Origin of the sequence: Labrenzia sp. THAF187b, from assembly GCF_009363375.1 — a bacterium.
GTDB classification, from domain to species: Bacteria; Pseudomonadota; Alphaproteobacteria; order Rhizobiales; family Stappiaceae; genus Roseibium; species Roseibium algicola.
Window position 1 is genome coordinate 1,851,454 of record NZ_CP045344.1, and the last position, 13,566, is coordinate 1,865,019.

Here is a 13,566-nt window from a genome sequence, read left to right on the forward strand (position 1 = left end):
TTGCCCCGATAATGGTCAAGATTATTCAAAAGTCAACACAGTTGACAAATGCCTATTTAGCGTGTTGTAACGATGAGAAGCGGGGGAGGAACTCGCAAAAATATCGGGAGGAAAGGTGCCAGACGTCACCTGTAAATTGAGCGGCTTGGAAAAGTCCTTCGGGCGCAACCACGTGCTTCGGGGGATCGATCTGGAGCTGCGCGCCGGCGAAGTCACGGCGCTGATGGGAGCCAACGGTGCCGGCAAGTCGACGCTGGTGAAGGTCCTGTGCGGCTATCATTTTGCCGATGCCGGCGAGATCGAGCTGGCCGGTGCGCCCTTCAAGCCGCTTGACGCGGCCGATGCCATCTCAAAGGGCGTCGTGACCGTGCACCAGTCCATCGATGACGGCGTCATTCCGGATCTCGATGTTGCCACCAACCTGACGCTGGACCTCCTGACCGAACCGGGTGCCGATTTCTTCGTCAACGACAGGAAACTTCGCCGGCAGGCCCGCAAGGTTGCCGAAAGCATGGGGCTGACGATGGACGTGCGCACCCGTGTTGCGGATCTGGAGGTTGCCGACCGCCAGATGATCGCGATCGCACGTGCCATGGCCCGCGCGCCGAAGTTGCTCATTCTGGACGAGCCGACCTCATCTCTGTCCGCTTCCGAAGCCGACCGCCTGTTCGCGCTGATTGACCGGCTGCGTGCGGAAGGTGTCGCCATTCTCTATATTTCCCACCGCATGTCGGACATCCGCCGCGTGGCCGACCGGATCGTTTCCATGCGCGACGGGGCGATTTCCGGCCTGTTCGAGACAGAGCCGCTGGACTATGTCGGCGCGGTCAACGCCATGCTTGGCCACCAGATGACCGAGGTCGATATCGATCCGGTTGCCGGCGGCGATCCGATCCTGGAAGTAGATGGTGTGCGCCTACACGAAAATGGCCCGCAGATCGATCTGACTGCTCGCGAAGGCGAAGTGGTAGCCCTGACGGGTCTGCTCGGCAGCGGCACCACGGAACTGGCGGAAGTGCTGTTTGGCCTTGCGAAACCGGCCGGCGGCACCTTGCGCCTGGACGGCAAGGCCTACACTCCGAAGAGTGCGGAAGACGCCGTCGCCAAGGGTGTGTTCATGTCGCCCAAGGACCGCAGCGTGAACGCCGTGGTGCCGGACTTCGACATCGCCAACAACATGACACTGCCGTTCCTCAGGGCATTCAGCCGGTTCTCTTTCCTGAGCGAACGCGGACAGCGCCGGGCTGCTGACGACATGATCGGCAAGATCGGGATCGTCTGTCAGGGCAACGGCGACGGCATCAACACCTTGTCGGGTGGCAACCAGCAGAAGGTCATGATCGGCCGCTGGCTGTTGCAGGCAAGCCGCGTATTGCTGCTGGACGAACCTTTCCAGGGTGTCGACATCGGCGCCCGGCGGGACATCGGTCACTACATCCGGCAGACCGCAAAAGGGCGCACGACACTCGTCTTCGTGGCGGAAATCGACGAGGCCCTGGAAATCGCCGACCGCATCGTCGTCATGCACGAGGCCGCCATCGTCGGCGAATACATCAACAAGAACGTCGACCTGAACCGTCTGGTCGCGGATGTCTCGGGGCCCGCAAGCGGGCAGGGGCAGAGCGAGCCAGCAACGCAGGCAATGGCAGGATGAATACCGGAACAATGAACAAGAACCCGCTCGAACTTGCCATCCGCTACGGCTTCCTCGTCCTACTCGGCGGACTGGCCCTTTTCTTCAGTCTCTATGCCAGCGGCTTTGCCAGCCCGCGTTCGGCCGTCTTCATCCTGCAGTCGGTGGCCATTACCGGCATTCTCGCGCTCGGTGTCACTTGTACGCTGGTGGTGGGCGGATTCGACCTGTCCATCGGATCTGTCGCAACCTCGGCGCTGATGCTGTCGGCCTACTCCATGGTGGTGCTGGAGCAATCCGCCTTTGTCGCGGTTGCACTCTGCCTGGTGATGGGGGCGGTCGTCGGGCTGATCAACGGGTTCCTTATCGTGAAGATGCGGGTGCCGGACCTTTTGGCGACGCTTGGCATGATGTTCCTTCTGATCGGTTTGCAGCGCATTCCGACCCAGGGCAATTCGATTGCGACCGGGATGAGCCTGGGCGAAGGCGTCGTCGCGGAGGGAACGTTCTCCGCGGCTTTCCTGTGGCTCGGCCGGCATCGCTTCGACCTGTTCCTGGACCGGTTGCTGCCGGTGCCGGTGGTGGTGTTCCTTTTGATCGCGCTGCTGATCTGGCTGTTCCTGGGGTACACCCGGCATGGCCGCCTGATGTATGCCATCGGCTCCAACGAACGGGCTGCCGAACTGGTCGGCACCAACGTGCAGCGCTACAAGATCGTAGCCTACATGATTTCCGGCATGCTGGCATCGGTTGGCGGCATTCTGCTGGCTGCCCGCCTTGGCCGCGGTGACATTGCCTCAGGCAACAACCTTCTGCTCGACAGCGTGGCCGCGGCCCTCATCGGCTTCGCGGTACTGGGCGCTGCCCGCCCGAACGCCTTCGGCACGGCGGCAGGGGCACTGTTCGTCGGCATTCTTCTTCAGGGGCTGACGATGATGAACGCTCCTTACTACATGCAGGATTTCGTCAAGGGCGCCGTGTTGGTCGCCGCCCTTGTCTTCACATTCTACCTGTCCTCGCGACGTGGGGGCCGGAGAACAGCGTGACGCCCTGAATGGCGCCGTTTCCATTGGGAGGAAAACAAATGCTGAGACGTGAATTCATGAAGCTGGCGGTTGCCGCCGGGATCGGGCTTTCCGGCGGAGCGGCTTTTGCAGCCGATATGCCGGCGCCGTTCGATAAGCCGGAAGAGGTCAAGATCGCGCTGGTGCGTTATCTGTCCACCGGTGACTTCTTCCAGTCCTATCTGTCGGGTGTTGAAAAGCAGTCGGCTGCCCTTGGCGTTGATCTGCGTGTTCTCGACAGCCGTCAGGATGCCGCCCTTCAGGCCGACATGGTCGATCAGGCCATCGCGCTTGGTGTCGACGGCATCATCATCCAGCACGGCCTGACCGAATCCATGAAGGCCGCCGCACAGCGCGCCGTCGATGCGGGCATCAAGGTTGTCGCCTTCGACGTCAACGTTGAAAACGATGCGATCCCGCAGATCGAACAGTCCGACTACCTGCTCGGCAAGCTGGCCCTGGAACAGGCGATCAAGGACAATGGCGACAGCTTTACCGCAGGCTATGTCTATGTGCCGGGCATTGCGCCGCTGGATCGCCGCGACGTCGCCTGGAAGGAAATCAAGGAAGCCAATCCGGGGATCACGGAAGCGGCCATGTTCGGCACGCTTGATAACCCGATTGCCAACTCCGTTGCCAACCAGGCCCGTTCGGTGCTGCAGGCCAATCCGAACATCAACGTCGTCTTTGCTCCTTACGATGAATTTGCCAAAGGTGTGAAGATTGCGGTCGATGAAGCCGGTCTCAACCAGGACATCGCCATTTATTCCGCGGACGTTTCCACGGCCGATATCTCCGCCATGCGCGAGCCGGATTCCGCCTGGGCGGCAACGGTCGCGACCAACCCGGCGGTTGTCGGTGAAGTCAGCGTGCGCACGCTGGCGCTGATGCTGGCAGGTGAAGACCCGGGCAAGCAGGTTGTCGTGCCGCCGACCCTGATCACCCAGGATTTCCTGAACGAGCAGGACGTCAAGAACATGGAAGACCTGGGCCAGAAGATGCCGCAGTTCCAGCATGCCGATGTTTCTGTTGCCGAGTGGATCCCGCTTCCGGCGCGCTAAGGCCAGGTTCAAAAACCCGTCAAAAGAAAACCCGGTGCCTTGGCACCGGGTTTTTTTGTCTGGCAAGGACGGGGCGTGATGTCAGATCGCGCGTCCCGTGTTCACATCAGGGATTGCGAGGCCTGCTTAACGTTCTTCGTCGCGGCGTCTATCTGGGCAGTTGCCGAGGAGATCGACTGCATGTTGGAGGTGATCCGTTCCACGCCCTGTGCGGCCGAATGCATGTTGGAGGATATGTCGTTCGTAACCGCCGATTGCTCCTCGACCGAGGATGCGATGCTGGCGGCGATGTCTCCGACATTCTTGATGACTGCCAGGATCGACTCGATTGCGGCGACTGCCTGACCGGTCGTCTCCTGCATGGAGCCGATCTGATTGGAGATCTCTTCGGTTGCCTTGCTTGTCTGCGCGGCGAGGCTCTTCACTTCGGAGGCAACAACGGCGAAGCCCTTGCCGGCTTCCCCTGCTCTCGCTGCCTCGATGGTCGCGTTCAGGGCCAGGAGATTTGTCTGGTCGGCAATGCCGTCGATCAGTTCGATTACCGAACCGATCGTCTTTGCATCCTCAGACAGCCCGCTCATGATGTCACTGGACCGCTCGGCCTCGGTCGCAGCGCTTTGCGAAACTTCAAGCGCGGTCTGGACTTGGCGGCTGATTTCCTGAATCGAAGCAACGAGTTCTTCTGCCGCCGCCGCGACGGTCTGCACGCTGGAATAGGTCTGTTCGGACGCCGAGGCCGATGTGGTGGCCTGTTCCGTCGTGTTGGAAATGGCCGTGGCGATTTCGGACAGATCCTGGTCGATGCCCTGTTGAACGGTGGCGCGGCGACGTCTTTCGACGACTTGCGGTGTGCGGTCAGTCGCGAATTTCACGACCTTGAAGGGACGACCGGCGGAATCGAATATCGGATTGTAGGTTGCCTGGATCCAGACTTCGCGCCCGCCCTTGCCGATGCGCTTGAACTCACCCGCCTGAAATTTGCCTTCGGCGAGATTCTTCCAGAACTGCCGGTACTCCGTGCTCGCCGCATGGTCCTTTTCGACGAACATGCCGTGTTTGCGGCCCTTGATTTCATCAAGGGAGTAACCCATCGCGGACAGGAAATTGTCGTTGGCGTCAAGGATCGTACCGTCGAGATCGAAATGGATCACGGCTTGCGACCTGTTCATCGCCTCGACCTGGCCTTCAAAGTCGGCGGTCTTCTGCTTGCGCTCGGTGATGTCGAAGGCGATCTTGACAACCTTGACCACCTTGCCGGCGCTGTTGAGGATCGGATTGTAGGACGCATGTATCCAGACCTCCCGGCCGCCCTTGCCGTAGCGCAGGTATTCGGCGGTCTGATATTCGCCTTGGGCCAGCTTTTTCCAGAAGGCCTTGTATTCTGCCGATGCCGCGTGGGCGGGGTCGACAAACATGCTGTGGGGTTTTCCCTGAACTTCATTGAGAGCGTAGCCCATCGCCTTCAGGAAATTGGGATTGGCAGTCAGGATCGTGCCTTCGGGTGTAAACTCGATGATCGCCTGCGAGCGATTGAGCGCATCGAAGGCGGCTTTCCACATGTTCGACCCTGAAAACAGCACCTTGTTCACTCCCGGTTTTTGTCTCTGTTTGGGGACAATATTGTCGTAGCGGAAGTTGAAGAAAGAGTTTCGAAGGCCTGTGGAACTGGGTGATTTAGCTGATTCAGACAACACAAAAAGGTGATCGCGCAATCCTGAGATGGCGCAACGTTTTCCGAAACAACCTCTGGGGGCGGTGTTTGGGTGTCAGGCCCTGGCCTGACGCCGGACACGGCCGAATTCCGAGCTCAGCACCAGTGTACGAAATTTGCGCAACAGGTCCATGTCGAGCTTGCCCTTCATCTCGAACATGATCGCAAAGGCCTGTCGTGGACTGAGGCTGTCCTTGTAGGCGCGTTTTTCTGTGAGGGCGGAGAAGATGTCGCTGATCGTCAGCAACCTGACCCTTTGCGAGATCTGATTGCCCCTGAGGCCGTTCGGATACCCGGTTCCGTCCAGAAACTCATGGTGACACAGAGCCATTTCGACAACCAGCTTTGGTACTTCCTGCCGCGTTGCCAGAATCTCCCGGCTATAAAGCGGGTGATTGTTGACAAGCTCACGTTCTTCCCTGGTCAGTTTGCCGGGCTTGTCCAGGATGGAAAGCGGGATCTTTACCTTTCCCAGGTCGTGCACCAGTGCGCCCAGGCCAAGCATCGTCTGCTCCGCCTCGGAGTGACCGAGCGCACGCGAAAAAGAAACTGTGTGCCCGGCGACCATCATCGTGTGGCAGAAGGTGTGGCTGTGGTGGCATTGAACCGCACTCAACCAACTGTCGAGACCTTCCGTCATGATTGTTGAGGTGATGTCCTGGGCGTTGGTTGCCAGGAGCTGCATGGGCAGGGGAGCGCCGGAGAGGGCTGCGGCCGACATCAGGTTCAAGCCCATGCTGGTGGTTTCAACCGACTTGACGATTTTCTCCGAATACCGGCTGGGGAGCGTCGGTTTGGAATAGTCGCCCACCACTTCGCGTATTTTTTCGAACAGTGTCGCGAATTTTTCCTCGCGATCGATCAGATTGTAGAAGCCGAGTTCGCGCGCCTGCAGCACGCTCTGTCTGCTTTTTGTGTCAACGATGCCGAGCGTCGGCACGGATTGGCCGCTTCTCGAAAAATCCCGAAGAATTTTGATGTGGTCAGTGCCAAGGTCCAGAAAGTCGACAAGAAGCAGCGAGCGGGGCTTGATGTCTCTCAGGTTGGCGCCGGAAAAGGCAATTCGTTTTGTCGGGTAGAGGGTCGCGATTCTGGCGAAACGCGATGGAAAATTTCCGAAATCCACTGCCGCAACTAAAATTTGAACCATGATCAATCGGCATCTGAAACAATTTTGGTTGAAATCAAGGATTGTAGAAAAAACCTAAAAAAGGTTTAGTAAATCTGCCAAGTAAAAATACGAAAGACGCTGCGTGAATTTTGTATCAGGCACTTCTCTTTAACCGCTTTTGTGAATTGACCTGCCTGTAAACGTTAAAGGCATTTGGTGAATAATCGTGTGCAGTGCAGCAAAGTTTTGGGCGTGAGAAAAGTGCTGCGTGACGGTTGTGGGGCTGAAAGTTTCGCCTTTTCAGGTGCTCGATGTTTGCCGTCCTAACCAACGTGCGGGACGGGCTGGCACGTTCAGTCTCTGGATGAGCGCGGTTGGAGGCTGATTGCCGCGACGCGGGGCTCTGATGTCGGGTGTGTTCTGAGCGAAAACCCGATGCCGAAAACGAAAAAGGCGCGGACGATGTCCGCGCCTTCCTGACAAGACAAGTTGTCGTTGGATGGTTGCCTCAGGCGGCTGCCACACCGTTCAGGAATGTTTCCACTTCCTGTTTCAGCTCTTCCGTGCGCGAGGACAGCATTTCCGATGCGTCCAGAACCGATTGGGAAGCCTGTGACGTCTGGTTGACCGCACTGGAAAGGTCGGACATGCAGGACGACACGAAGGTGGTGCCTTCGGCGGCATTCTGGGCGTTCTGCGAAATCTCGCCGGTGGCCGAGCCCTGCTGGCTCACGGCTGCCGCGATGGTGCTGGTGTAGGAATTCACCTCTTCCATGATCTTGGTGATTTCCGCAATCGCACCGACCGAGTCCTTGGTCGCGTCCTGAATGGCCGTGATCTGGGCGCTGATTTCCTCGGTCGCCTTGGAGGTCTGGGTGGCCAGTTCCTTCACTTCCGCTGCGACGACCGCGAAGCCCTTGCCGGCTTCCCCGGCGCGTGCCGCCTCGATGGTGGCGTTGAGGGCCAGCAGGTTGGTCTGCTCGGCAATCGCCTGGATAAGGGTCACCACTTCGCCGATCTTGGAGGCGGAGGCTGCAAGGCCTTCCACCTTTTCGTTGGTCATGCGGGTGCCTTCGGTTGCCCGGCCAACAACTTCCGTCGTCTGGGCCACCTGGCGGGAAATTTCGCTGATGGACGCGGAGAGTTCTTCCGCGGCGCTGGCCACGGTCTGAACGCTCGAGGTCGCTTCATCGGCTGAGTTCAGGGTTTCCGTCGCGCTTGAGGCGCTCTGGCCGGACAGGTCGGAGAGATGTCCCGCGGTGCCTTCCAGGCCATGAACGGTTTCGTTGACCGAGTTGAGCACGTTGGAGACATTGGTCCGGAAGGTTTCGATCAGACGCTGAACACGGTTCTGGCGGTCGATCGCCGCAGCTTCGGACGTGCGCTGGTGTTCGGTCAGTTCGATCCGCTCGACAGCCCTGTCACGCAGGGTGCTGACGGCCTGGGCAAGCGTGCCGATCTGGTCGGAGCGTTCCTTGAAGGGGACTTCGTCTGCGAGATTGTCCTGCGCAATCTGGTCCGTGATTTCCGCAAGGCGTGTAATCGGACGCAGCTGGCGGCGAATTGCGAGGATCAGGAGCACCACCGAAACGGCGACGACCGGCAGCACTAGCATCGCGTAGCGGCTGGTCAGTTCCCATGCATTGGCTTCGACTGCGGCCTTTTCCACGCCGGCATAAAGGATACCGAGAATATCGCCCTTGGCTGAGAAGATCGGCTGGTAAACAGTGAAGTAGTCCTTGCCGAGAATGGTCGCTTGTCCGTGGAAGGTCTTGCCCTGGGTAACGACAGGATAAACCGCGCCGTTCTGACCGAGCTGGGTTCCGACGGCACGCTTGCCGTCACCCTTGATGATGTTGGTGGTCTTGCGCCAGAAATCCTTCGTTTCCGGATCCCAGGCAAAAACAGTCGCGGTCTCACCTGTCATGCGCCCGACGGCGTCGATCATGTCATGGTTTTCGAACACGGGCATTTCGGCCAGTTCGATCCGCTTGACGTTGTTGTTGGCGTCCCAGCTGACCTTTGCCCCGTCGATGCGGTCCTGAAACAGCGTCGCGGCCACGCGAAGGTTGATATCCTGCTTGACCTGGGCACGATCCTCAGCCTGGCCAAGGGCGACCTGATACAGGATAAAGCCCACAACAATCATCGATATTCCAAGCACGCCGGCAGAAATAATTGCGAGCGTCGAAGTCACACTTAATCGGGACAAGAACTTCTTCATCATTTCCCCCAGCGTCATAGTTGGGTTCATCTTTCGTGATTTGCGTAAATTAAGAATGAAGGAAAGTTCGCGTAAAAATAGCAGTGATAATCACAGTTTAGTGAGTGTTTCATAGTTCCGTGAAAGGGCTGCGGTTTATGTTGTTTTTGTGTATTTTCTCCGGATAATCCATCTCTGTACCGATGGAGTTTCTGTCTTGTCGCTTTCCTGAAGCTGAACTGAAATGGGCAGAAACCCTCGGTCAGTCACAAGTATGCTGGAGGAAACATGACGCGCCTGGCCGCTATTTGCCTTTTCCTGCTTTGCATTTCGGGGACGTCCGTCCTGGCGCGAACCGTTACCGATTCCGCGGGCCGTACGGTCGAGATCCCGGATACGGTAACCCGTGTGTTCGCGGCCGGGCCTCCGGCGTCCATTCTCGTCTACGCGCTCAAACCGGAAGCCCTGCTCGGCTGGCCGAGAGCGCTGCGGGACTACGAGAAGCCATTCATCGCCGAAGCCTTCCGAGACCTGCCCGAGACCGGCCGCCTGACCGGGCGCGGCGGGGAGGCAAACCTGGAGCGGGTTCTTGCCCTGAAACCCGATCTGATCATCGATTTCGGGTCCGTCCGCGATACCTATATCGATCTTGCCGACCGTATGCAGGAACAGACGGGAATTCCCTATCTCCTGGTCAACGGCCGCTTCGATGAAACCGCTGGCGCGTTGCGCCTTGTGGGCGAGGCGCTTGGCGTTCCGGAACGTGGAGAGGTTCTGGCCGCAGATGTCGAGGCAACCTTCACCGCACTGACGTCGGCACTCGGTGCCGTGCCCGAGGAGGACAGGCCGCGTGTTTACCTCGCCCGTGGGGCGGATGGACTTGAAACAGGCCTGAAAGGCTCGATCAACACCGAAATCATCGAGAAGGCCGGTGGGCGCAACGTGGCCGATGTGCCTGGGCAATACGGGCTGGTGCAGGCAAGTCCCGAGCAGATTATCGTTGCCAACCCGGACACAATCGTGACGTGGGATCGTAGCTTCTATGAAGCTGTCTGGCAGGATCCCCTGTGGCAAGGCATTGCCGCGGTGCGTGAAGGCCGGGTTTTCTTGTCGCCAACGGCCCCTTTCGGCTGGATCGACAGGCCGCCGTCCGTCAATCGGATGATGGGTTTGAAATGGCTTGCGGGCCTGTTCTATCCCGAGCTCTGGGGTGGAGAGCTGCGTCAGGAGACCGCTGACTTCTATAAGCTGTGGTATCATGTGGACCTGAGTGAAGCAGAGCTCGACACTCTGCTGGAATGGGCAAAGGGGCGGGCTCCCTGACCGGCAAATCTACTCCTTTCACGCGTTCCGGCTTGCTCGTATGGCTCGGCCTCGCACTTGTTCTTGGCAGTTTCGCGGCGCTTCTGATCGGTCCGTTTCCGCTTGCGCCGTCCGAGGCCGTCGGTGTGCTGGCGCGCGTCGTGTCCGGCGCACAGCCTTCGGGAACGCAGGACACGGTTCTCCTGTCGATCCGTCTGCCAAGGGTGGTTGCGGCGCTGCTGGTCGGCGCTTCGCTTGCCGCCGCCGGTGCCTGTTACCAGACCCTATTCCGCAATCCGCTGGTGTCACCGGATATTCTCGGTGTTTCTGCCGGCGCAGGGCTCGGCGCCGTTCTCGGCATCTTCCTGTCTCTTCCTGTCGCGGCAATCCAGCTGATGGGTTTTGCCGGTGGTCTAGCCGCCGTTGCCCTCGTCGGTTTTGTGGCCGCGACGGTGCGGGGTGGAGACAGCACGCTTGTGCTTGTGCTTGCAGGTGTCGTCGTCGGTGCGTTGGCGGGAGCGGCGACATCCTTGCTGAAAGTGCTGGCTGATCCTTATGACCAGCTTCCGGCGATCACCTTCTGGCTGCTGGGCAGTCTGGCAGGGGTGAAGGCTGGCGATATCCTTCCGGCAGTACCTGCAGTTCTGTTCGGCCTTGTCCCGCTGTTCCTGTTGCGCTGGCGGATCAACGTCCTGTCCCTGGGGGATGAAGAAGCAAAGGCGCTTGGCGTGGAAGCCGGTCGGCTGCGGCTTGTTGTCATTTTCTGCGCGACCTTGATCACCGCGAGCGTCGTCGCCATTGCCGGTGTCGTTGGCTGGGTGGGGCTGGTGATACCGCATATCGCCCGGATGATCGTTGGCCCTGGTTTCGGGCGCCTGTTGCCGGCAGCAGCCCTGCTTGGTGCGGGATACCTTCTCGCCGTCGATACGCTGGCACGCACGCTCTCGGGAACCGAAGTCCCGCTCGGCATTCTGACCGCCGTTGTCGGTGCACCATTTTTCCTGTGGCTGCTTGCCAGGGGGAGGCGGGCATGGGCGTGAAGCTGAGGGCTGAAAACCTGTCCATCGGCTATCCGGGCCACGATGTCGGGAGCGAGTTGAACCTGACCGCTTCCTCCGGCGACGTCTATTGCCTGCTGGGGCCCAACGGGTCCGGCAAGACCACTCTTTTCAAGACGCTTCTGGGGCTGTTGCCGGCGCGTGGCGGCACGGTGCTGGTGGAAGGACGACCGCTGAAATCGCTGTCCCGTGCGGATATCGCGACGCGGATCGCCTACGTTCCACAGGCACACGCCGCGCCCTTTGCCTTTCCGGTTCTGGAAGTCGTGCTGATGGGCAGAACCGCAAGACTGCGTGCCTTTCAGCAGCCCGGCCCGCGCGACAGGGACGTTGCGTTGGCGGCGCTGGAAAGGCTCGGTATCGGGGAACTCGCCGGCGCAGACTATACGCGGCTTTCCGGCGGACAGAGGCAGCTGGTGCTGATCGCCAGGGCACTCGCGCAGGAAACACGTGTCCTCGTGATGGATGAGCCGACAGCCAGTCTCGATTTCGGGAATCAGGCGCTGGTGCTTTCCGAAGTTGCAGGTCTTGCGGCGGACGGCCTGACCGTTGTGCTGTCGACCCACGACCCTGATCACGCCTTTGCAATCGGAACCAGGGTGGCTTTGCTTCACGATGGTCGCATCAAGACGGATGGGCCCCCAAAGGAAGTGCTGACAAGCGCTGCTCTTTGCAAAGTTTACGGTGTCGATGTGCGGATCGAACAGCTGGCCGATGGCCGCACCGTCTGCCTGCCGTCACTTGCGCGCAAGCGGGAAGCGGTGCAGGTCTGAATTGTGTCTTGACTCATTCATAACTCCGCGGTTATTAATTCAATCAATAACCGCGGAGTTATGAATTTGAGTGAGCCAACACCTGACCTTCTGTTTCGGACGCTGGCCGACCCGACCCGGCGGGCGTTGTTCGAGCGGCTTTGCCGCGAGGGCGAGCTGACGGTGCGGGTGTTGACCGATCAGTCTGGTGTCTCCCAGCCTGCGGTTTCCAAACATCTTGGCGTCCTGAAGGAGGCCGGGCTTGTCACGGACCGCCAGGACGGCAGGCAATCGCACTATAGCGCCAGGCCCGGAGCGCTCGCACCGCTGGTCGACTGGACCCAGCGCATGAACGTGTTCTGGGAACGCCGGTTCGACGATCTGGAAGACCTTTTGAGAAGAATGGACCAATGAGTTTCTCGGACGAAGATACCCTTGCTGTTGTCGTGGAACGGGAAGTTCCCTTTCCCGCGGAAAAGATCTGGCGTGCGTTGACCCAGCCCCACCTGATCGAGGAATGGCTCATGAAAAATGCCTTCAAACCGGTTGTAGGTCACCGCTTCGACCTGAGTGCCGACTGGGGAATGGTTGATTGCGAAGTCCAGTCGATCGAGCCGCATAAAGCGCTGGCCTACAGCTGGAACACCAAGGATCTTCGAAGCACAGTGACCTGGACATTGACCCCGACGGATAACGGCACCCTTCTGCGTATGGAGCAAATCGGCTTCACGCAGGAGCAGCTGCCCTACTATCGCGGTGCAAGCGCCGCCTGGCCCCGCTTCATGGAAGCGCTGGAAAGCGTTGTTGCGCGGCTGGACGATGCCGGCAAAGACGCCTGATAACCGCAAGGAGGACGACCATGGACAATCAAATGTCCCCCGCGCAACAGATCGACGCCAGGATCGCAGACCTTGACGACTGGCGTGGACGCACACTGGCGCGGATGCGCGCCCTCATCCACGAAGCGGTTCCCGATGTTGAGGAAACCTGGAAATGGCGCGGTGTTCCCGTCTGGGAAAAGGATGGCATCATCTGCACTGGAGAGACTTACAAGAAAGCCGTGAAGCTGACGTTCGCAAAAGGCGCATCACTTGATGATCCGGCTGGTCTCTTCAATTCCAGCCTGGACGGCAACGTGCGCCGGGCAATCGACCTGTTCGAGGATGCAGTCATCGATGAAGCGGCGCTGAAAGCCCTCGTTTGTGCAGCCGCCGAGCAGAATGCCACTGCCTCGGCTGCCAGGAAAACGCGCAGGAAATCAGCCCAGGTCTGACAGTCCGCCACGTGGCGGACTGAGCGCACACCCCCAACTCTCAAGAACCCTTTGCTGACGGATCTTTCCGGCAGACGGGATCTTGCGTCGTGATTACCAGGAGCAAACCATGAATTGGAACAAGATCATCCGTCAGCTGCACCGCTGGCTGTCCATAGCCTTTACACTGGCCGTGGTTGTCAATCTGGCTGCCATGGGGCAGTCCGAACCGGCACTCTGGGTCGGATTGCTGGCGTTGGTGCCATTGATCTTCTTGCTGGTATCGGGACTTTACCTTTTTGCACTGCCTTATGCCGAAAGGTGGCGTCGGCAGGCACGGTAACGGGCAGTCGATCGGAGGATAGCCCGAATTCGGCTTCCAGGCGCCGTTGGCCGTCAGGCCAACGGCATCGTCGTGC

Annotated in this window: 13 protein-coding genes; 10 read left to right on the forward strand and 3 right to left on the reverse strand. The window is 59.5% G+C overall.

Features of this window, described 5'->3' with window-relative positions:
• The first annotated feature begins 115 nt into the window (after positions 1-115).
• From FIV03_RS08515 to FIV03_RS08525, 3 genes are read left to right on the forward strand one after another with little or no spacing between them, the layout of a single operon-like run.
• Positions 116-1,654: a sugar ABC transporter ATP-binding protein gene (locus FIV03_RS08515; RefSeq protein ID WP_209009908.1), complete on the forward strand. Its 1,539-nt coding sequence runs from the start codon at positions 116-118 to the stop codon at positions 1,652-1,654.
• Positions 1,651-2,679 carry an ABC transporter permease gene (locus tag FIV03_RS08520; protein WP_023002859.1) on the forward strand — a complete coding sequence of 343 codons (1,029 nt, stop codon included), beginning with the start codon at positions 1,651-1,653 and terminating at the stop codon, positions 2,677-2,679. Before FIV03_RS08515 ends, FIV03_RS08520 begins: the two co-directional genes overlap by 4 nt.
• Before the next feature lie 56 nt (positions 2,680-2,735).
• Positions 2,736-3,758, forward strand: a complete 1,023-nt coding sequence (locus FIV03_RS08525; protein ID WP_286202304.1) for a substrate-binding domain-containing protein — start codon at positions 2,736-2,738, stop codon at positions 3,756-3,758.
• 101 nt (positions 3,759-3,859) lie between these two features.
• On the opposite strand, the gene FIV03_RS08530 is transcribed toward FIV03_RS08525, so the two are convergent.
• The 3 genes from FIV03_RS08530 to FIV03_RS08540 form a co-directional block, all read right to left on the reverse strand.
• Complete coding sequence (locus FIV03_RS08530) at positions 3,860-5,317, reverse strand: PAS domain-containing methyl-accepting chemotaxis protein (RefSeq protein ID WP_152511869.1); 1,458 nt, start codon at positions 5,315-5,317, stop codon at positions 3,860-3,862.
• A gap of 207 nt (positions 5,318-5,524) precedes the next feature.
• A complete protein-coding gene (locus FIV03_RS08535) occupies positions 5,525-6,619 on the reverse strand; it encodes an HD domain-containing phosphohydrolase (protein ID WP_152509252.1) in 1,095 nt (364 codons plus the stop codon).
• A gap of 469 nt (positions 6,620-7,088) precedes the next feature.
• The gene (locus FIV03_RS08540) at positions 7,089-8,729 is read right to left on the reverse strand and encodes a Cache 3/Cache 2 fusion domain-containing protein (RefSeq protein ID WP_209009909.1); all 1,641 of its coding nucleotides are present in this window, start codon (positions 8,727-8,729) and stop codon (positions 7,089-7,091) included.
• A 342-nt stretch (positions 8,730-9,071) separates the two neighbouring features.
• Here FIV03_RS08540 and FIV03_RS08545 point away from each other — a divergent pair, with 342 nt between their 5' ends.
• From FIV03_RS08545 to FIV03_RS08575, 7 genes are all read left to right on the forward strand, one after another.
• Positions 9,072-10,106, forward strand: coding sequence for an iron ABC transporter substrate-binding protein (locus FIV03_RS08545; RefSeq protein WP_152509254.1), 1,035 nt, complete (start codon positions 9,072-9,074; stop codon positions 10,104-10,106).
• Positions 10,082-11,125: an iron ABC transporter permease gene (locus FIV03_RS08550; RefSeq protein ID WP_152509255.1), complete on the forward strand. Its 1,044-nt coding sequence runs from the start codon at positions 10,082-10,084 to the stop codon at positions 11,123-11,125. The genes FIV03_RS08545 and FIV03_RS08550 overlap by 25 nt, the downstream gene beginning before the upstream one ends.
• Positions 11,122-11,916, forward strand: a complete 795-nt coding sequence (locus FIV03_RS08555) for an ABC transporter ATP-binding protein (RefSeq protein ID WP_152511870.1) — start codon at positions 11,122-11,124, stop codon at positions 11,914-11,916. Before FIV03_RS08550 ends, FIV03_RS08555 begins: the two co-directional genes overlap by 4 nt.
• 60 nt (positions 11,917-11,976) lie before the next feature.
• Complete coding sequence (locus tag FIV03_RS08560) at positions 11,977-12,309, forward strand: metalloregulator ArsR/SmtB family transcription factor (protein WP_152509256.1); 333 nt, start codon at positions 11,977-11,979, stop codon at positions 12,307-12,309.
• On the forward strand, positions 12,306-12,734 hold the full coding sequence (locus FIV03_RS08565; protein WP_055659748.1) for an SRPBCC domain-containing protein: 429 nt from the start codon (positions 12,306-12,308) through the stop codon (positions 12,732-12,734). The genes FIV03_RS08560 and FIV03_RS08565 overlap by 4 nt, the downstream gene beginning before the upstream one ends.
• 20 nt (positions 12,735-12,754) lie before the next feature.
• Complete coding sequence (locus FIV03_RS08570; RefSeq protein ID WP_152509257.1) at positions 12,755-13,168, forward strand: DUF1801 domain-containing protein; 414 nt, start codon at positions 12,755-12,757, stop codon at positions 13,166-13,168.
• A gap of 109 nt (positions 13,169-13,277) precedes the next feature.
• Positions 13,278-13,490 carry a hypothetical protein gene (locus tag FIV03_RS08575; RefSeq protein WP_055659743.1) on the forward strand — a complete coding sequence of 71 codons (213 nt, stop codon included), beginning with the start codon at positions 13,278-13,280 and terminating at the stop codon, positions 13,488-13,490.
• Positions 13,491-13,566: the final 76 nt, after the last annotated feature.

Excerpts from the sequence above, each read along its gene's own strand:
- FIV03_RS08520 (WP_023002859.1), top strand. The coding sequence starts at position 1,651 with ATGAATACCGGAACAATGAACAAGAACCCGCTCGAACTTGCCATCCGC.
- FIV03_RS08525 (WP_286202304.1), top strand. The coding sequence starts at position 2,736 with ATGAAGCTGGCGGTTGCCGCCGGGATCGGGCTTTCCGGCGGAGCGGCT.
- FIV03_RS08530 (WP_152511869.1), bottom strand. The coding sequence starts at position 5,317 with ATGTGGAAAGCCGCCTTCGATGCGCTCAATCGCTCGCAGGCGATCATC.
- FIV03_RS08535 (WP_152509252.1), bottom strand. The coding sequence starts at position 6,619 with ATGGTTCAAATTTTAGTTGCGGCAGTGGATTTCGGAAATTTTCCATCG.
- FIV03_RS08540 (WP_209009909.1), bottom strand. The coding sequence starts at position 8,729 with ATGATTGTTGTGGGCTTTATCCTGTATCAGGTCGCCCTTGGCCAGGCT.
- FIV03_RS08545 (WP_152509254.1), top strand. The coding sequence starts at position 9,072 with ATGACGCGCCTGGCCGCTATTTGCCTTTTCCTGCTTTGCATTTCGGGG.
- FIV03_RS08550 (WP_152509255.1), top strand. The coding sequence starts at position 10,082 with ATGGGCAAAGGGGCGGGCTCCCTGACCGGCAAATCTACTCCTTTCACG.
- FIV03_RS08560 (WP_152509256.1), top strand. The coding sequence starts at position 11,977 with ATGAATTTGAGTGAGCCAACACCTGACCTTCTGTTTCGGACGCTGGCC.
- FIV03_RS08565 (WP_055659748.1), top strand. The coding sequence starts at position 12,306 with ATGAGTTTCTCGGACGAAGATACCCTTGCTGTTGTCGTGGAACGGGAA.
- FIV03_RS08570 (WP_152509257.1), top strand. The coding sequence starts at position 12,755 with ATGGACAATCAAATGTCCCCCGCGCAACAGATCGACGCCAGGATCGCA.
- FIV03_RS08575 (WP_055659743.1), top strand. The coding sequence starts at position 13,278 with ATGAATTGGAACAAGATCATCCGTCAGCTGCACCGCTGGCTGTCCATA.